At 40.9% G+C, this 18,932-nt stretch carries 14 protein-coding genes; 4 read left to right on the top strand and 10 right to left on the bottom strand.

The window, feature by feature from the left end:
- Nucleotides 1-6 precede the first annotated feature (6 nt).
- From BC643_RS13090 to BC643_RS13055, 8 genes are all read right to left on the bottom strand, one after another.
- A complete protein-coding gene (locus BC643_RS13090; protein ID WP_120273512.1) occupies nucleotides 7-1,179 on the bottom strand; it encodes a murein hydrolase activator EnvC family protein in 1,173 nt (390 codons plus the stop codon).
- An 11-nt stretch (nucleotides 1,180-1,190) separates the two neighbouring features.
- The gene (locus BC643_RS13085; RefSeq protein ID WP_170154544.1) at nucleotides 1,191-2,069 is read right to left on the bottom strand and encodes a DUF4292 domain-containing protein; all 879 of its coding nucleotides are present in this window, start codon (nucleotides 2,067-2,069) and stop codon (nucleotides 1,191-1,193) included.
- The gene (locus BC643_RS13080; protein WP_120273510.1) at nucleotides 2,069-3,832 is read right to left on the bottom strand and encodes a tetratricopeptide repeat protein; all 1,764 of its coding nucleotides are present in this window, start codon (nucleotides 3,830-3,832) and stop codon (nucleotides 2,069-2,071) included. The genes BC643_RS13085 and BC643_RS13080 overlap by 1 nt, the downstream gene beginning before the upstream one ends.
- Before the next feature lie 90 nt (nucleotides 3,833-3,922).
- Nucleotides 3,923-4,357 (bottom strand): dUTP diphosphatase, encoded by a 435-nt coding sequence (dut, locus tag BC643_RS13075; protein ID WP_120273509.1) that lies wholly within the window; start codon nucleotides 4,355-4,357, stop codon nucleotides 3,923-3,925.
- A 111-nt stretch (nucleotides 4,358-4,468) separates the two neighbouring features.
- A complete protein-coding gene (hemW, locus tag BC643_RS13070) occupies nucleotides 4,469-5,602 on the bottom strand; it encodes a radical SAM family heme chaperone HemW (RefSeq protein WP_120273508.1) in 1,134 nt (377 codons plus the stop codon).
- A gap of 114 nt (nucleotides 5,603-5,716) precedes the next feature.
- On the bottom strand, nucleotides 5,717-6,160 hold the full coding sequence (locus tag BC643_RS13065; RefSeq protein WP_170154543.1) for an RrF2 family transcriptional regulator: 444 nt from the start codon (nucleotides 6,158-6,160) through the stop codon (nucleotides 5,717-5,719).
- A 28-nt stretch (nucleotides 6,161-6,188) separates the two neighbouring features.
- Nucleotides 6,189-7,571: a lactate utilization protein B gene (locus BC643_RS13060; RefSeq protein WP_120273506.1), complete on the bottom strand. Its 1,383-nt coding sequence runs from the start codon at nucleotides 7,569-7,571 to the stop codon at nucleotides 6,189-6,191.
- A 205-nt stretch (nucleotides 7,572-7,776) separates the two neighbouring features.
- Nucleotides 7,777-9,249: a lipopolysaccharide biosynthesis protein gene (locus tag BC643_RS13055; protein WP_170154542.1), complete on the bottom strand. Its 1,473-nt coding sequence runs from the start codon at nucleotides 9,247-9,249 to the stop codon at nucleotides 7,777-7,779.
- A gap of 162 nt (nucleotides 9,250-9,411) precedes the next feature.
- On the opposite strand from BC643_RS13055, the gene BC643_RS13050 reads away from it, so the two are divergent.
- Both BC643_RS13050 and BC643_RS13045 read left to right on the top strand, forming a co-directional pair.
- Nucleotides 9,412-10,485: a glutaminyl-peptide cyclotransferase gene (locus BC643_RS13050; RefSeq protein ID WP_120273504.1), complete on the top strand. Its 1,074-nt coding sequence runs from the start codon at nucleotides 9,412-9,414 to the stop codon at nucleotides 10,483-10,485.
- A 298-nt stretch (nucleotides 10,486-10,783) separates the two neighbouring features.
- Nucleotides 10,784-13,258, top strand: a complete 2,475-nt coding sequence (locus BC643_RS13045) for a mechanosensitive ion channel family protein (protein WP_120273503.1) — start codon at nucleotides 10,784-10,786, stop codon at nucleotides 13,256-13,258.
- Nucleotides 13,259-13,260: 2 nt separating this feature from the next.
- Here the strand turns inward: BC643_RS13045 and ruvB are convergent, their stop codons facing one another.
- Together ruvB and BC643_RS13035 are read right to left on the bottom strand one after the other, a co-directional pair.
- A complete protein-coding gene (ruvB, locus tag BC643_RS13040) occupies nucleotides 13,261-14,283 on the bottom strand; it encodes a Holliday junction branch migration DNA helicase RuvB (protein WP_120273502.1) in 1,023 nt (340 codons plus the stop codon).
- A 62-nt stretch (nucleotides 14,284-14,345) separates the two neighbouring features.
- Nucleotides 14,346-14,738 (bottom strand): response regulator, encoded by a 393-nt coding sequence (locus BC643_RS13035; protein WP_120273501.1) that lies wholly within the window; start codon nucleotides 14,736-14,738, stop codon nucleotides 14,346-14,348.
- A gap of 825 nt (nucleotides 14,739-15,563) precedes the next feature.
- On the opposite strand from BC643_RS13035, the gene BC643_RS13030 reads away from it, so the two are divergent.
- Both BC643_RS13030 and BC643_RS13025 read left to right on the top strand, forming a co-directional pair.
- Nucleotides 15,564-18,509 (top strand): DUF4175 family protein, encoded by a 2,946-nt coding sequence (locus BC643_RS13030; RefSeq protein WP_147377222.1) that lies wholly within the window; start codon nucleotides 15,564-15,566, stop codon nucleotides 18,507-18,509.
- The gene (locus BC643_RS13025; protein WP_120273499.1) at nucleotides 18,506-18,925 is read left to right on the top strand and encodes an ATP-binding protein; all 420 of its coding nucleotides are present in this window, start codon (nucleotides 18,506-18,508) and stop codon (nucleotides 18,923-18,925) included. The genes BC643_RS13030 and BC643_RS13025 overlap by 4 nt, the downstream gene beginning before the upstream one ends.
- Nucleotides 18,926-18,932: the final 7 nt, after the last annotated feature.

Raw genomic sequence — 18,932 nt, 5'->3', positions numbered from 1 at the left:
TACCCCTTAATTGGAGATCCATTCTTCCGGATCGAGTTTCTGGCTCTCCTTCCAAATCTGGAACTTCATTACCGTCGTGTTGCCGTCGGCGGGATCGGTGAAAATTGTGCCTATTTCCTGCTTTAACGCTACTTTCTGCCCCGGCTTGACCGTTACCTCCCGCAGGTTGGAGTAAACGCTTAAAAAGCTCCCATGGCGAATAATAACGGCCATGTTACCACCGGAAATTGCAAACACCCGACTCACCTCTCCTTCAAAAACTGCACGAGCCTTTGATCCGGCAGCTGTGCTGATATCAATCCCGTTGCTGCGAACCTGAATTTGCTTCAATACCGGATGACTGTGAACCCCAAAATGTTCGGTAATAATTCCACGTGCAACCGGCCAGGGAATGCGTCCTTTATTCTTCTCAAAATCACTGGCAATCAATTTTTGCTCGGGCGTCAGCGCATAGCCTGATTTCTTGGCTTCTTCTTCCAATATCTTTTGAATCTGACGATCCAACTCGTCCTGTATTTTCTGCTGTTCTTTGATTTCAATTCGGAGTTCCCGCTGCTTTTTCTGAAGCGTGGCAACCGTGCTGTTTTGCTGCCCTCTCTCCTTTTCCAAGGTCTCGAACTCAGTAATTTTAACTTGAAGCAATTCTGTTTTCAGTTCTTTTTTCTCATTCAACTTGACCAGATTTTCATCCAGCGACTCGGATACAGTGCGGATAATATCAGCCTGCGAGCGGCGGTACTTGGCATATTGACGAAGGTAAAGCCATCTTTTGTAGGCCTGGTTGACATTATCGGCTGAGAACAGAAAAATCAACAGGTCATAACTGTTCTTGTTCTTCTGAGCAAACCGGATCATCGATGCATATTCCTTCTTCAACCGATCCAGGTCGGATTGCAACATGCCGATAATCTCGTTGTTGTTTGCAATGCTCCAATCGACCACTTCAATCTCGCTGTTGATACTTTCAATGATTTCGGAACGATAGGCGATTTGCGACTTCAGCAATTGCAGTTTGGAAAGTGAGGCCTTCTCATTCTTCTGAGCTTCTTCCAACAAGGAGTTGGTCAGGCGAATTTGCTTTTCAGCATCCGACTTCTTCGCTCTCAGCTCAGCAATTGATTGCGCCTGCAAACTACTGATTGCAAGTAGAAAACTGAAAATGAAGAGCAGTCGTTTCATGCACAAAGCTATCAATTCGCCAATTTATATTTCTCCGGAATGTTAAAATTAATGGTTGGATCGGGATCCAGCGAAAATTTACTGAGTTTAATTTTCATTTTCAAGTCATTTTCTTGGCTCACGAAATGAATATCGATACTTCCCGGGTAGAGCTGCTTCTCAACGGGTGTAAATTCATCAAAATTCACCGATACTTTTCGCCCTTCAGTAACATCATCCATGATAATCTTGCGCACTTTAAACGTAACGGGATCGACATACAAGTACTGAACAATGAAACTTTCTTCATCCAGCTTCTTCAGATACCGATCCACTTTATCGTCCTTCCCTTTGCGGCTTATTTTATCGAGTTTCCGGTTTTTAACCGATTGCAGCACATAATTCCCGCTATCAGTGTACGAAACGAATTCTTTAAAATCGTTGTCTTTTTCGTCCTTCCGATACGAAAACACATCGTTTGTTAAAATGGATTGAACAACCTGAAAATCGACGGCGGCCCCAAGCATTTTTTCTATGTACGAGTAGTCGCCCAAGAAGTATGTCTTTTGCAGGTAATTGATCATTTTCACACTGTCGGGCGTCAGTAAAATGCGGGCAACCGGCAAGTTCAATTTGCTAATGGTCACCTGGATGTGTTCGTCCAATTTGGATGAAAGGGTCGCCCGAAACGAGGTTTTGTTATCAGGTGTCTCGTAAACACAGGCTATACGTTTAATGTCGAGTCCTTTGTACTCGAAGGCGTTGTCCTCAATATTTTTAATCAGCCGGTTCGTGCTGATCGGTTTGAGTTTTTCGTAAGAGGTAACTGTTTTGGTGGCTTTACACGAAGCCAATAACAGTAAAACGAAAAAGAATAATAGGTTTTGAGTATTTAATATCGATCTTTTCACTATTCGTCGGTACTTTCAATGTAGCGTAATTCCTTAATTTTCTGTGGTAAAACACTTGATCCGTCGCCCAGATCCAGCGCTTTTTTCCATTCTTCAACAGCCTTGTTTTTCTCACCTAGCATAAACAAAATGTCGCCGTAATGCTCTACCAAAACTGCATTGTCGCTTCCGCCGTTTTCCAAAGCACTTTCAATGTAGAACTTGGCCAAACTGTAGTCTTTGCGCTTAAAAAGTACCCAAGCATAGGTATCCAAATAGGTTGGATTGTTCGGATTTGCCTGAACAACTTTGTTACCAAAACGCTCTGCCTTATCCAAATTACGGTTTTGAACCGATAAGTAGTAAGCCAGATTATTCATCGCCATGAAGTTTTCAGGATCCATTTTGATGACATCTTCATAAGCCTGAAGCGCTTCATCAATATGCTTCAATTTATAATTCGCCTCGGCTCTGTAAATAGCCAGCTGTATTTTTAAATTGACGTTGTCGCCGGCATAAGTTTCGCCCTCATCAACAATCTTCAACGCTTCTTCATACTTTTCAAGTTGAAGGGCTGCAACGGCATTTAAAGCGTAAAGCGCCGACTGATTTGGAAACAGCTCAATGGCTTCATTGCTGTCGGAATAGAGCGCATTCCAATCTTGCAAATCGTTACTGATGAGCAAATATTGCCACCAAATTTCGAAGCTGCTCTTGTCCGAATCCAGGTATTTCTTCAAATAGTCGCGAGCTTCGGCCAGTTTATTTTGACGAACCAAATGATCAGCATAAATGGCAAACATGCGGTTATCATCCGGGTATTTGTCGTGTAAAATATCCAGCAATTCATCAATTTGCGCATCTGTCCAGTCCGACTTATCAGCTTGGGCAGTTTGCATCATGTAATACTGAATCTTCGTATCGGCATCCAGTTCATCGTTTTGGAAAGCCAGTTTGGCATGCTCAAATGCTTTATCGAAATCACCCTGTTCTGTATAATAACCAGCCAAGGAAAAGTGTACAAAGCCGTTGCCCGGATCAATTTCCAGTATCTTCTGGTAGTATTTCAGTGCGTTCACCGAATCTCCTTGACTCTGGTACATTTCAGCCATCAAACCGTAATACTGAGGCTCAGTCGGATTGGAATCAATTAACCGTTGAATTTCCTCAAAAGCCTTGTCCGGCTGATTCATTTTAAGGTACAAATTCTGCTTGGCAACTGAGATTTGATCATTCAAACCAATCTGTTTTTCAAGCTGGTTGTAGGTGTCAATTGCTTCCTGATAGTTCTCAGCCATCCCGTATAAAACAGCTTTGCTGTACATGAATTCCATGTTATCCGGCTCCATTTTGACCAGCTGATCGTAAATAGCAGCTGCTTCGGAAAACTGGCGCCGTTGCTGGTATACCTGAGCTAACGAAATTTTATACCACTTATTCTGAGGCTCGATTGTGTTCGCTTTTTCAAGCAACAGCGCTGCACTGGTCAAATCTTTGTTGGCGTAATGCAAAGTACCCATTTCGTACATCGCAACAGCCGATTGCGGATCAATTTCGAGACAGCGGGAGAAAATAGAAACCGCGTTGGAGACATTTCCAAGCTTCTTTTGCTTTATTCCTTCGATAAACAAATACTCGAACTCGTTCTTCTGATCCTCGGTTAATAAGGTTTCGCGGCTTGTTGTTTTTTCGGGAGCCACTGGTGTAGCAACTTGTTTGCTTGTTGCACACGATGCCAGCGCCAAGCCAAGCACTACAAAATATCCAAATTTCTTTACGTTCATTCTTTCCCTTTGCGGTCGTCCGACCTGATTATTAAAAACTTCCGGAACACGAATCAAACTCTATGTACTAAATAACCCGGCAAACAGTTTTTAGTTTTTACCTGTGTGGCCAAATCCGCCTGCGCCCCGTTCTGTTTCAGCCAGAATTTCAACTTCATCCCAGCTGATTGTTTCGTGTTTGGCAATGACCATTTGGCAAATACGTTCGCCATGCTCAATGGTAAATTCTTCCTCTGAAAGATTGATCAAAATAATACCGATTTCGCCGCGATAATCAGCATCAACAGTTCCGGGGGAGTTTAAAACGGTAATTCCTTTCTTTAAAGCCAAACCACTTCTTGGGCGAATTTGAGCTTCGTAACCCTCCGGCAATTCAATAAACAAACCGGTTGGGATCAACGCGCGTTGAAGTGGCTTCAGCGTCACTGCCTCTGACAGATTTGCCCGCAAGTCCATTCCGGCCGATAAAGAAGTACTGTAATTTGGTAAAGGATTTTCTGATTTATTGATGATTTTAATTTGCATAAATCCGTCATTTTAAAGGTAATTCAACCGTTTCAAATTTTTTCAATTGTCAAATATAGGTATTTATCCGGGAGCCAAGCCCTGCGATTTCATCTATTAACACTATTTAAATCAATCCTCCACATAGAGCAACTGCTCCATAATCTTGTCGGAAATAAACAGCCCTTCGCGGTTCAGTTTGTACGAACCATCATCGAAAGCCAAGTGATGACTCGCAATGAACTTTTTAGCTTCCTGCTTAAAATGATCATGAAACCGACCTTGAAAATGGTCTTCCAGGTACTGATCGGAAATACCCCAGATTGTTCTCAAAGAGGTAATTACATAATCGTTATACTTATCCTGTTCGGTCAATATTTCGTTTTCCCAATAGGGTGTGTTTAGCTCAAAAGCCTGCAGGTATTTTCGTAGTGAAGAGACATTCCATCGCCGGGTTTTCAAGTCGAAGGAATGAGCCGACGGACCGAATCCGAGATAGCTCTTCCGTTGCCAATACGCCCGGTTATGCCGCGAATAAAGCCCTGACTTGGCGAAATTGGAAATCTCGTAATGTTCAAAACCAGCATTCTCAAGTGCTGCTTTCAGCAGCTTAAACTGGTCGAAACTGAGTTCATCGGGCAGTTCTTTGATCTTCCCTGTTTTCAGATAATCGTAAAAAACGGTGCCTTCGTGATAGGTTAGGTGATAAGCTGAAATGTGGGAAACGTTGAGTTGAATGGCTTGCTCAACATTCAGCTTCCATTGCTCGAGCATTTGGTTGGGAAGCCCGTAAATCAAGTCGATGCTGATGTTTGAAAAGCCGCTTTCCTGCGCCAGTTTCACCGCCGTAATCGCCTGATTTCCGTTGTGGCGGCGGTTCATACTTTTCAGATCCTGATCGTTGAATGACTGGGTTCCGATGCTCAGCCTGTTAACCGGGCTTTTCCGAAGTTCACTTAAAAATGCAGCCGAAAGATCATCGGGGTTGCATTCCATGGTAATTTCAACGTCTTCAGCAACCGGGTAGTTATTGAAAATCTGATCTAAAATTGCGGATATCTCGCTTACTTTCAAAACAGAGGGTGTTCCTCCACCAAAGTAGATGCTTTCAATTTTCTCGTCCGAAAGTTCGTTAGTGCGACTTTGGATTTCGATCTTTAAGGCCGACAAAAAGTCGGGACGCGATGCAAAATCTGTCGATTTATAAAAATCGCAGTAATGACATTTCGTTTTGCAAAAAGGGATATGAATATAAATTCCAGCCATTTCGGTAAATAACAAATCAAATCACAAACACTGCCGAGAACCAAAAGTTTTCGCATGCCTTTCAATACGCGCCGGAAATGACTGAAATTTCAGGGAATTCAAGGACGAAATCAATCAAATTTTAATGACATCTTCGTGTCCCTTCATATCGGCAATAATCTTGGCGATACTTGTTTGGGAATAGAATTCCATCAATTCAGCACGCACGGCGCTAAACTGGTTGTGCACAGCGCAAGGTTTACCCGAGGCATGGTGCGTTGAGCAGGGCTCCAAACTAATCAGACAGTTATGGAAAAAGTCTTCGCCGTCGATTGTTTTCACAATGTCGTAAAGCGTAATTTCCTCGGCTGCTTTACCTAAACCAAAACCACCATTTGGGCCTTTTGTTGAAGAAAGAATTTTTTGCTTCACCAGGTTTTGAAGGATTTTACCTAAAAACGGGGTAGGGATGTCCAAATCGCCCGCGATTTTCTTGATACCGATTTTCTCGCCGTCCTCGCTGAATTTTCCGAGGTAAATCAGCGCCCGAACAGCATATTTACACGTATTTGAAAGCATATAGATAAGTTTTAAGTAACGTCCTTTTTTAGTTATTATCCTTGTGCGTTGATTTCCATTGTTGACTGAATGATTTGTCGGCAAAATGCGGAACTTGCTTTTGCTCGCCCAATGCATTTTTACCAAATCCAGCCAGAGTGTTCTTCAATTTACCGCCAACCGCATCCAAACGGCTTCGTTTGGCAAAAGCAAATTGGTAGGCTTTCATTCCCTGATTCCACATAAATGCTCCGTTGCCTTGTTCCACCGCATCGCGACGATTGAACAACAACAAATTGTGCAACGGTATTTTTACCGGGCAAACTTCGGTACATTTACCACAGACAGAGCAAGCTGAACTCAAGTGATTGTAATCCGAAAATCCTTTGAAAAACGGTGTGATTACTGAACCGATTGGGCCGCTGTAAGTCGCAGCATAGGTGTAACCGCCAATGTTTTTATAAATCGGGCAGGCGTTCAAACAAGCACCACAACGGATGCACTTTAACGCCAAATATTGTTCTTTTTGCTGGTACAATTCGCTTCGTTTGTTGTCCAAAAGAATGACGTACATTTTTTCAGGACCATCTTTCTCGCCTTCGCGTTTCGGACCCGACACGATTGAATTGTAAACCGTAATTTGCTGACCGGTTCCGTGAGCTGCCAAAAGCGGCCACATCAAACCCAAATCATTCATTTTCGGAACCAGTTTTTCAATACCTGCGATCACGATGTGCACCTTTGGAAAAGAAAACGTCATCATCGCGTTACCTTCATTTTCGGTTAGGGCGATCCCGCCGATATCGGCAATCAAAAAATTAGCACCAGTAACACCTACGTCTGCTTTCGTGAAATTTTCACGAAGCTTACTGCGCACAAAAGCAGTCAGGTACTCAGGTGTACTTTTCTCCGGCGTATCAAATTTTTCGTGGAAAAGCTCTGCAATATCTTCTTTCGATTTGTGCATACAAGGTGTCACAATGTGGTAAGGCTTTTCGCCCGCCAGCTGCACAATGTATTCACCCAAGTCGGTTTCAAGTGAATGAACACCTATTTCTTCAACATGCTCGTTCAAATCGACCTCTTCCGTCGTCATCGACTTACTCTTCACGATGAGCTTTGCGCCATTCTCTTTCAAAATTTTGACAACAGATTGAATCGCTTCAGCACTGTCTTCAGCCCAAATCACCTCAGCTCCGCGAGCTGAAATATTCTTTTCAAACTGAACCAGGTACTGATCCAGATTTTCAACAGCAGTCTGTTTTACAAAGGATCCACGTTCTTTGGCCAACTCCAGGTTCGAATAGCGTTTCATACCTTTGTCGACAGCTAAATCGTAGCGCGAAATGTTGAATTTTATCGTTGCTCTGTGTTTTTTATCGAAAGCAATTTTGTCAGCATCGTGCAGGAATTTTTCTTTTACCTCGGTCATAGCACGGAATTTTCGGTTTTACAAGTGCATAAATAAAGAATGCTTCCCGGGAACAGCATTATTCCAATTATTTCATTTTGGCAAATAAACTTTTAAATCTTAAACAGTTTGAATCGCGCAAACAAAATTTGGTAAACAATATCCTGTTTTCCTTAAGCAAACTTAAAAACAAAAATAATACTTAAAAGTATTTATATGCGATTTTTTACCTTAGAAACTTTCTGAATTCCTTATTTTCTAACATAAACGTCACAGAGACGAAAATACCGAACAATACGGCGTTCAGCAGGTAAGACAAAACTGAATTGGAAATGGGGATTATGACCGAAAGTGCATATAAGCCCAACGCCAGCAAAAAGTACAAACCAATTCGCTGAATCGGGTAGTCAACCCGGAAATATTTTTGACCTATGAAATAAGACATGACCGACATGATGACAAAGCAAATCAACACCGCCCAAGCTGAAGCCATATAGCCAAATACAGGGATGAAGATGATGTTAATCGTTAAGCTGATAGCGGCGCCAATCAAGGCAAAGTACGCTCCAAACCGGGTTTTATCTGTGAGTTTGTACCACAATGAAAGCGTGTAATAGATTCCCAAGAATAAATTGGCCATCAACACAATTGGCACAACTTTCAGACCCGAGAAATACGATTCATCCAAAATATGGAGGGTCTTGAAGAGATCCAAAAACAGACTGATTCCTAGAAATATCAGCAAGCCAAAAATGACAAAATATTTCAAAATTAGCGCATAGCCGCGTTTGTTATTATCGGACTTTACCTGCGAGAAAAAGAACGGTTCGAACGCATAGCGGAAGGCCTGGATAAACATGTTCATCAGTACCGCCAGCTTGTAATTGGCACTGTAAATACCAACTTGTTCCCAAGGTCCCTGATCGTCGGGAATCAGTTTCGGAATCAAAATCTTATCGATATTCTGATTTACCATTCCGGAGACTCCAACCACCAGAATCGGGAACGAATACCAGACTATTTCCTTGAGAAGCCTTCCGCTGAATCGCAATTTGATGCGAAGGTCGGGTAGAAGCATCAAAAGCGTCACTCCACTGGCAATCAAATTCGAAATAAACACATAGCCCACACCGATCTCTTCATTATAAATTAAGCGAATAGCACTTTCCGGATTGCTTTTCAAGATAGCCGGGCAAATGCTGAGGAAAAATATATTGAAGAAGATATTGGCAAAAATGTTGACCAATTTCAGAAAGGCAAACTTGATTGGCCGGGACTCAATCCGCAGCTTTGCAAAAGGGATCGAAGTGAAGGCATCGAAAGCCATGATGAGTGCAATCCAGCGAATGTACTCCGGATGACTGCCGTATTCGAGCCATCGCGCAATGTCGCCGGAGAAGGCAAAAACAACCAATACAAAAGCCAGCGAAGTGGCAAACAAACTGATTAACGAGCTCGAGTAAACCAGCTTTTTATCCTCAGCCTGCGAAGCGAAGCGGAAGTAGCCGGTTTCCATACCGTAGGTGAGCAAAACCAGCAAAAAAGCCATGTACGAGTACAGGTTAGCCACAATACCATACTCAGCCGCTAAAAAAATGTGCGAATAGTAGGGCACAAGCCACCAATTCAGAAAACGACCTACAATACTGCTAACTCCGTAAATGGCGGTATCGCCGACTAATTTTTTAAATGAGCTCAAAGCGCTGAAATTTTCTGCCAAAGATAGCTATTCGCAATTAACAAGATATTCAAACAGTAAGATATTTAATTCCATCAATTTCGGTAACAAACTTTAAAGTAAATACCCGCGGTTTGAAACGGAATTGACTATTTTTACGCTTTCGGATAAAAATAAAAAAGAATGAAATTTAAAGTTTTTGTACTCGTAAGTGTTTGTCTGCTTGTCATTACCGGAATCTCATGTAGTAATACGTCTCAAAAATCACGAACTCCGGTGTCCAAAATTGATATTCTTCCTAAACGACAAAAACTTGCTTTGGGTGATACCGTCCATGTTGAAATTAAAGTAAACCCAAAAAACGGCGAATTGGCAAAAGCAGAACTTTATTTGGACGACAACTTGCTGACGACATCCGAAAATGCTGAATTTAACTACCCAGCACTTGTTCTAAACAGTCTGGGAAAACACCAGTTAAAAGTGATTGCCACCAAAAAAGATGGGGTAGAGGGAATCAGCTATCAAAGCCTGGAAGTGGTTTCAAACCTGACTCCGGAGCTCTATACCTACGAGATTGTGAATACCTACCCGCACAACACCGACCACTTTACACAGGGCCTCGAGGTGCACGAAAATAAATTCTACGAAAGTACAGGCCAAAACGGCAAATCGGGTATTTACCTGTTCGACCTGAAAAGCGGAGATGTGCTGAAAACCTTCAATATGGAAGAGAAATATTTCGGCGAAGGGATCACCATTGTGAACGACAAAATCTACCAGCTCACTTACAAAGCACAAAAAGGTTTTGTGTACGATTTAAACAGCTTCGCCCGCGTCGACAGCTTTACTTATGCCACTGCCGAAGGATGGGGATTGACGCACGACGGCGTGTTTTTGATTAAAACCGACGGCTCTGAATTCCTTGACTTTATGAATCCGGATACCTACGAAGTGCTGCGAAGACAAGCTGTTTACGACAATAACGGCCCGGTGCGCAACCTGAACGAGCTGGAATACTACGAAGGTTATGTGTACGCCAATATCTGGCAAACAAACTTTGCCGTGAAGATTGATCCGCAAACCGGTCGAATTGTTGCGAAGATCGATTTTTCAGGCCTCATGTCGGTCATGTACAACCCGGAAAAGCCGATCGATGTACTAAACGGAATTGCTTTCAATAAAGCGAATGGCAAAATGTACGTTACCGGTAAACTTTGGCCCAGCCTGTTTGAAGTAAAATTGCTAAAGCAAGAATAAAAATCGCAAAAGGAGTAGGGAACCTAACAGCCTTCCTTGCTCCTTTTGGTATTATAAAGCGATTTTTCGCCCTTTCTTTCGTCTGACCAAACATCACCTCTGGCGAACACCAGTTTTCCCCTAAAATCCTTTTATTCTCCCCAGTATACGCTTTCAGTCGTTGATTTCAGAATTGCCTGAAAGATCATCTGTTTTTTAACCAAAGCTTATCATCAAAGGATGAAGCGTTTGCGACTTGTTCGACTCGAATTCGTTAAATTTGTTAGAACACGTATTGCGAACCGATAAATCCTGCATAATGAGAGCCATTCTTTTTTCTCTGTTTACTGCTTTATGCTTTGCTGCACCAAACCTGGCATCCGGCCAATTAACTCCAGCTGAACCAACCAGCACCAACACCGACACTGTTGTTGTAAAGACACAGCACTCGTACAAAACAGCTGAAATTGCCTACGAGATTGAACGGGCAAGCCGGGACATAAAGGATGCGACCAAGAAAATAAAAGCTTATGAAAACACGCAGAAAATTGATACATCGTTCGCGCTTCTGAATACGCTGATTAAAACCGAATTTGAAGAGTTCGACAGTTACAACATTCAGAACTTATCCAAATCGTTTCTGATTAACACCAAACGAGTCTGGTCGAATTACAGGGCCCAGCTTGACGATTGGCAAAACGAGCTTTCAGGCCGACTTCAGGATTTAATGGAGATTTCTGATAAAATCAAAAAGAGAGAGAGCCTTTGGGTTGAAACTTCGAAAAACTCTGCCACTGACTTCCTACCCGATGAAATCAATAATCGCATAAACACGACAATTGATAACCTGCAGGAACTGGAAAAAAGCCTGTACGAAGCGGTGGAAAAAATAGCTGTGCTCGATTCGAAAATCATTGATCAAATGATTGACCTGGACCAGTACATTGAAACCATCGAAGAACTTCACAAACAATATCGTGCAAGCCTTTTCAAAGCAACTCAAACTGTAATCTGGAAAACAAAACTCAAGGAGACCTTCGACGGCACGGTGACTGAACGAATGAAGAAAGCCCTGCATGAAAATCTCAAATCGATGAAAGATAGCCTTCCTATTTTCATGGGACATATCAATGAATTTATTACCTGGATTATCATCATCTTAATCGTCATTTTTGGGCTACGCTACTTCTACATTAAGCAGAAAAAACCGAACAATAAATCGGATGAACAGGATATCAAAGAGCTGATTATCGATCATACAGCAGCTTCAATCATGTACTTGGTGCTCTTCACATTCTATCTCCTGTTCGATAATATTCCAATCGTTTTGTCCGGAGTTCTCGCGCTCAGTATGCTTGTAATCACCTACTTTTTACTGCGTCGCTACATCAATGTTCAGGGCCAGCGATTGATTCTAATCTTCATACCGCTTCTAATTGCCAATCTCGGCGAGATCGTTTTTTGGTATTTTGGAAATTATGCCCGGCTCTACCTGGCTTTTGAGGCTGCATTAGGAGTGGGGCTTATACTGTATTTCATGACACCTGCCTTCGCCAGAAAAATCAATCCAACCTTTCGATATAAACTGATTGTCAATTTACTGCGATACCCTATTTTCTTTCTGTACACAGCGGCTTTTATTGTCAATCTATTTGGCTTTCAAAACCTGACCGTTTTCTTTTTGCGTGTCGGTACACACACTTCGTACGCCATCATCATTATCCTCGGAGCCTGGGAAATTACTGCCAGCGCTATCCATCTGTTGTTCCAGGTATTAACCCGATTTGAAAAACATAAGTCCTACGAGTATTTCCCAATTCTGCGGAAAAGATTGAATCTATTTGTCAGCTTCCTTTTTTCCCTTGTAGGCTTTCACATCTTTCTGGTGACGCTTGAAATTGATACTCTTTTTTATTCCAGCCTGGATCAATTCATGACGATCGAAAGACAAGTCGGCAGCTTTATTTTTACCTGGGGGGCTATTTACCAGTTTCTGATTATCATGTTGGTTACATGGGGCTTGGTTACGATCATCAAAATTAGCCTGAACGACGGTAATTTTAAACGAACACAACGGCTTAGAGGAGTTCCTGCAGCTATTTCAATTACCCTTCGCATGCTCGTTGCCATCGGGGGATTTTTATTTGCGTTGTCTGCTGCCGGGATTGATCTTACAAAGATAAGCATCATGCTGGGCGCATTCAGTGTGGGTATTGGTTTCGGTCTCCAAAACATCGTCAACAACTTCATATCAGGATTGATTCTGATCTACGAAAGACCAATACAAGTAGGTGATACGATTGAAATAAATACCTTGATGGGAGAGGTGAAAAAAATAGGGATTCGCAGCAGTAAAGTGCGAACTTACGATGGAGCAGAGGTAGTTGTGCCGAACTCAATCCTCGTATCCGATCAATTGATCAACTGGACCTTGTCAGACAACCGGCGTAGGCTCGAAATAATCATCGGAGTGAAATACGGCAGCGATCCGGAAGAGGTAATTCGCATCTTGAAAGAAACGGCAAGTAGTCACGAACTTGTCGCAAAATTTCCGGAACCGATGGTACTTTTTAATGAATTCGCAGATAGTTCACTCAATTTCAGATTGTTATTCTGGGTATTGTTTGAGCAAGGCATACAGGTAAAAAGCGATGTGTCCGTCGCGATTGACAAAGCTTTTAAAGAAGCCAATATTGAAATTCCATTCCCGCAACTCGATTTACACGTGCTCGATGTGCCCAACCACGAAGATCGAGCGACAGATAGTCCACGTGAAACTACGAGCGAATCCTAAAATTAAAAGAGCGTAGCATCCCCACCAGTTCTGAAAACGCCCAGATGTTTGTATGCCAGATCGGTAACTTCGCGTCCACGCGGTGTTCTTTTAATGAATCCTTCTTTAATCAGGAAAGGCTCGTAAACTTCCTCAATTGTTCCGCTATCTTCTCCAACGGCGGTAGCAATCGTGCTGATTCCAACAGGACCCCCTTTGAATTTCTCGATAATCGTGCGAAGGATCTTGTTATCCATTTCATCCAAGCCATGCGTGTCGATATTCAAGGCTTCCAGCGAAAACCTGGTGATTTCCATGTCAATTCGACCATTTCCTTTCACCTGCGCAAAATCGCGAACTCTACGTAAAAGGGCATTCACAATACGCGGCGTTCCACGGCTTCTGGAAGCAATTTCAATCGCTGCACGTTCGTCAATTTCGATATCAAGTATCGAAGCAGAACGCTTCACAATACCCGTTAAAATTTTAAGATCGTAGTACTCGAAGTGAGCCTTGATTCCAAAACGAGCGCGAAGGGGACTTGTCAGCAAGCCGGAACGTGTCGTCGCACCGACCAGGGTGAAGGGATTTAATTCGAGCTGAATTGAGCGTGCTGAGGGCCCTTTATCGATCAGTATATCGATTTTGTAGTCCTCCATTGCCGAATACAAATATTCTTCAACTATGGGGCTTAAACGGTGTATTTCGTCGATGAAAAGAACATCGCGTTCTTCAAGGTTTGTCAGAAGGCCTGCTAAATCGCCAGGTTTATCCAAAACGGGGCCGGAAGTCAGCTTCAAACTAACACCCAATTCGTTTGCAATAATATTTGAAAGAGTTGTTTTTCCTAGTCCGGGAGGACCAAACAGCAGAACATGATCCAAGGCTTCACCACGCATCTTTGCAGCCTGGACAAAAACTTTAAGGTTTTCAACGACCTGTTGCTGTCCCTTAAAGTCATGAAAAGACAGGGGACGCAAACGTTTGTCAATTTCGTTGTCCCTGTCGGAAAAAGATTGGTTGTGTAAATCAATGGAATCCGCCATAAAATTATTCTTTCACTTAAAGGAACAAATATAATTTTATTTCGGATGGGGTTAAAGTGAACCTAAGCGCTATTAATTCGAAGTTCACTAAAAATCACCGCAAGTTTCTCCACGTCAAATGGTTTCGCCATAAATTCATTCATCCCGTACGAAAGGCATTTTTCACGATCGTTGTCCATCGTGTTCGCAGTTACAGCAATAATAGGGGTTTTGTCTAAAATGTTGTTTTGCTCTTCGTACTCACGGATTTTGAGAGTTGCTTCCAAACCATCCATAACAGGCATCATGATATCCATCAGGATAACATCAAACTTGTTGCTTTTGAATACCTCCAACGCTTCCAATCCATTGTTGGCAATTTGCACCGAATGGTTGTATTTTTTTAAGCTGAAGGTTACAATCCTCTGATTCAACACATTATCTTCCACTAGCAATATGGAAAGCTTCTCATTCATTCACGTATCTGTTAAACCGTTCGAAAATTAATCCTGTTTTCGTTTAAAAGGAAACCCTGTAAACATGACTATTTCTTATTATTATTCATTTTTAATTTAAAAGAAAGAATATTGATAATGATAGGCTGTTAATTCCTTTGATAAAAAATCCAAGAATTCGTTGCTTTTTCAATAAACGCATATTTCTCTTGTTTTGTTAACGGTGAATTAACAACTCTATTTCATGAAAATCAATGTATTTTGAATGTAATTAACAATTGTTAGAAAAGCTGTGTTATCAGTAAATACTGGTTGTGTAGGCATGTTGTTAGTGTTGAATTTTGCTTTGTTTTTAAGCGGAAATTTTACTTTGATTTTTCATTTTTAGCTGTCTTTTAAAATTTATTTAGGATTGAGGAAATATTACCGTAACATTTTTCCGTAAAAATTTCAACAGATAGCGACAGTTAATTAACAATTATTACCTGTATTTTTAGGCTGTAAATAAGTATTTTGAAAATCATGACTAACAACTATTCTCAAATTGTTGATAAACTCAATAAATTCAGTCGTAGCTATTACTTACTTCTACTGATTAAGGGATTGATGTTGTTAATAGCTTGTGTCAGTTTTTATATCTTATTCGTTTTATTTATTGAATATCAGGTATATACTTCGATAGGATGGCGCGCTTCGTTTTTGATTTTCTTAATTATTCTTGTATCGTTCCTTTTTATAAAATATGTTGGAAACTCTCTCTTGGTCTTACTCGGTTTTAAATCCTCTTCTGAAATACAGAAAGCACGACTCGTGTCAAGTTTGTTCCCGGAGTTAAAAGACCAGTTGGTGAATATTATTGAATTGGGTCAAATGGACGATAGTAACTCGTTGGTAGCATCCAGTATCGATCAGAAGATAGCGAGCTTATCGCCGTTTGATTTTCGGAATTATTTCCATTTTAGGTTAATTCGCAGGAATAGTATCTTTTTAGTTTCTTCTTTGATACTTCTGGTCGTTTTCAGTTTTGCTTTTCCAGGTATGGTTTCAACAGCTGGGTTTCGCTTGGCTCACTTTAATCAGGTTTTTCTGAAGCCAGCGCCATTTGATTTTGTTTTATTAAACTCGAATATCAGGGTTAAAAAGGGTACCTCAATCGAATTGAAAGTTAAATGTGTAGGCGCAGATTCTCCCGGTAATTTGTATGTGAATATCGGTGGAAGTAATTTCATCATGTCATCTGCTGATTCTGTATTCAGTTATCGTCTGGAGCATGTTCAAAATTCTTTTCCTGTGTTTTTCACTGACCTCCGATTTTCTTCTGATCGTTATTTTGTCGAAGCCGTACCGGATCCGTTGCTTCTATCTTACAAGGTTGAAGTTAACGCACCTAGCTATACGAATTTACCGAAAGAAGAGTATGATGACGTCGGGAATCTTAAAGTGCCATTTGGCAGCGAAATTAAATGGAAATTCAATTGTGCTGATACAGATTCTTTATTCTTAAAGATAGGGGGTGAATTGTTTGCAGCTGCTAAGAATGGTGATTCTTTCGATTTCAGCTATAAGTGTTTAAAGGATACGAAGTACAGTGTGTTACTCTCTAATCAATTTGAAGATCGAAAAGAACTAATTAGTTTCGATATACAGCTAGTACCCGATCTTTTCCCCGATATCACGGTGGTTCAACAGCAGGACTCTGTCTTTTTAAGTCGGTTTTATTTTAAAGGCGAGATCGTCGACGACTATGGTTTTCATGATCTGTACTTCAACATTAAAAATATTGATTTAGACAGTGTTTTTACCCTGCCTGTCGTGCCTGGTTTAAACGTTCAGGATTTCTACTATTACGTTGACTTCAAAGACTACAATAGTTTGGGTATTTCTTTCAGCTACTACTTTACGGTGAGAGACAATGATTATTTCCATAGTTACAAACAAAGTACTTCGGATGTTTTCAATTTTCAATTTCCTGATCGGAGGGAACTGGAGGCTGCAAATGATACATTCTTCAATGATATTGAGGATCTTATCGGTCAAAGTAAATCAATGGTTGATGATATTAACAGAGATTTAAATAATTTAAATTATCGTCGTATTTCCGGTGATATAAACGATTGGGAGAATCAACAGTTAATGCAGAATATTCAGGATAAACGCTCGAAACTTGAGGAAACATTAAAACAACTTCAAGACAAGAATGCGCAGATGAATAATATGAACGATTCTTTTGGTAATCAGCAGGAAGCGTTGGCGGAGAAACAAAAGCAGATTCAACAATTGCTTGATGAAATTATGACGGATGAATTGAAACAGTTATTTGATGAGCTCAATGAATTGGCTGATAATTTCAATCAGGATCGTTTTAATGAAATGATGGATCGTCTGGATTTCCCTATGGAGGATCTGTCGAAGCAATTGGATCGGAACCTTGAGATGCTGAAGAAACTTAAGATTGAGCAAAAGTTAACTAATATCGCCAGTGAATTGAATGGTATTGCTGATAAAGAAAAAGTAAATTTAGAGTTTCTTGAGGAAAAGGATTTTACTCAACTGTCAGAAAAAGAGTCGAGTAATAGTGAGGGAATTGAAGAATTAGCGAAAGAGTTGGAAAATGTTTTCGAGATGAATCAGCAACTGGAAAAGAAAATGAATTTGTTTCCGGTTGATAAAGAATTAGATAATATTCAGCTGAATTACAAGGAGATACAGAAAAATATTCAAGATAAGCGTCGCAATAAACTACAAGATCAATTGCCTCAAAACGAGGATGCTATCCGTGGTGTTGCATTCGCTGTCAATCAAATGCTTCAAAATAATGAGATGCAACAGAATGGTGAAAACCTTGCTAATCTGAAACAAATTCTTAAGAATTTAATTTATGTATCCTTAGATCAGGAAGAAGTATTAAATTTGACTGTCGATCTTGATGTAAATGATCCGCTACTTGGTGTGGTTCAAAACAGACAGGATTTGTTATTGGAGCAGTCTAAAGTGATAGAAGACTCGCTTTATGCTCTGGCATCACGGACCCCCGCTGTTAATTCGAAGATTAGTAGCGAGCTTCTGAAAATCGATTATTCGATTCACCAAACGATTAACGACTTGAAAGAGGGTTTAATCAATAATGTACCGAAACTCCAACAAAATACAATCACTGCCTATAACGAACTAGCGCTTCTGTTAAACGAGGCGTTGGAAAATATTGAGAAGGCAATGGCAAATGCTATGCCGGGTGATCAGGAATGTGATAAACCTGGTCAGGGTGGTAAAAGTTCTATGAAAAAATTGCAGGATGCACAACAGTCCTTAAAAGATCAGCTCCAACGAATGATTGAAGGATTGAAGAATGGAGAAAACGGGCAACTTGATCAGCAGATCGGAAAATCTTTGATTCAGCAGGAAATGATGAAACAGATGATTTCTGACTTGATGATGGACGATGGGATCGGAAGCTCTGCAAAAGAGCAACTTAGAGTGATTGAACAGTTAATTGAACAAAATAGACTTGATTTAATTCAAAAAAATATATCGGATAACATGATTGCCCGTCAAAATTTGATTCTCGATCGGTTATTGAAGGCCGAAAAGTCTGAAAGGGAGAGAGACCTCGATGATCAGAGGGAGTCAAAAACGGCAGATCAGATTTTTTACAGTAACCCCGAATTAATTTTCGAGTATAACCCCAAAGAGAAAAATAATTTGGATGGTATCATGTATAATGATTTCCGGTTGCGCAAGTTTTATGAAGAGAAGTTCAGAAGCTACATTAATAAGGTAAATCAGAAAGATTGAAAAAGTCTATTCGTATAAAGTCAAATTACATTTATCTTAGGGAGGTCGAAGATTTCATCGAAGACTTTATAGATAATTGCAATATCGATCACAAAAGGATTCCCTTTATTACTTTGGGAGTTTGTGAATCGGTGAATAATGCAATTAACCATGGGAATAAGTGCGACGAAGGCAAATTCGTGACGTTGTTCGCTGAATTGACACATGAGTCAGTTTTGTTCGAGGTGCACGACGAAGGAGAAGGTTTTGATTATACGCAAATTCCGGACCCTACATCCAAGGAGAATATCAAGGCCGAGGGTGGGAGAGGGCTTTTCATCATACACAACCTGGTTGACCAGGTATCTTTTAAAAACAACGGTTCCGTCATTCAATTAAAATTCAATATCGATCGTGCCCATTCTATTTTATCATGAGGATGTC

It is taken from the genome of Mangrovibacterium diazotrophicum (assembly GCF_003610535.1).
GTDB classification, from domain to species: domain Bacteria; phylum Bacteroidota; class Bacteroidia; order Bacteroidales; family Prolixibacteraceae; genus Mangrovibacterium; species Mangrovibacterium diazotrophicum.
The sequence above is the reverse complement of the archived record's forward strand: the minus strand, read 5'-3'. Positions and strand labels throughout refer to the sequence as shown.

Coding starts and splice junctions, on each gene's coding strand:
- BC643_RS13090 (WP_120273512.1), bottom strand. CDS start 1,179: ATGAAACGACTGCTCTTCATTTTCAGTTTTCTACTTGCAATCAGTAGT.
- BC643_RS13080 (WP_120273510.1), bottom strand. CDS start 3,832: ATGAACGTAAAGAAATTTGGATATTTTGTAGTGCTTGGCTTGGCGCTG.
- dut (WP_120273509.1), bottom strand. CDS start 4,357: ATGCAAATTAAAATCATCAATAAATCAGAAAATCCTTTACCAAATTAC.
- hemW (WP_120273508.1), bottom strand. CDS start 5,602: ATGGCTGGAATTTATATTCATATCCCTTTTTGCAAAACGAAATGTCAT.
- BC643_RS13065 (WP_170154543.1), bottom strand. CDS start 6,160: ATGCTTTCAAATACGTGTAAATATGCTGTTCGGGCGCTGATTTACCTC.
- BC643_RS13060 (WP_120273506.1), bottom strand. CDS start 7,571: ATGACCGAGGTAAAAGAAAAATTCCTGCACGATGCTGACAAAATTGCT.
- BC643_RS13050 (WP_120273504.1), top strand. CDS start 9,412: ATGAAATTTAAAGTTTTTGTACTCGTAAGTGTTTGTCTGCTTGTCATT.
- BC643_RS13045 (WP_120273503.1), top strand. CDS start 10,784: ATGAGAGCCATTCTTTTTTCTCTGTTTACTGCTTTATGCTTTGCTGCA.
- ruvB (WP_120273502.1), bottom strand. CDS start 14,283: ATGGCGGATTCCATTGATTTACACAACCAATCTTTTTCCGACAGGGAC.
- BC643_RS13035 (WP_120273501.1), bottom strand. CDS start 14,738: ATGAATGAGAAGCTTTCCATATTGCTAGTGGAAGATAATGTGTTGAAT.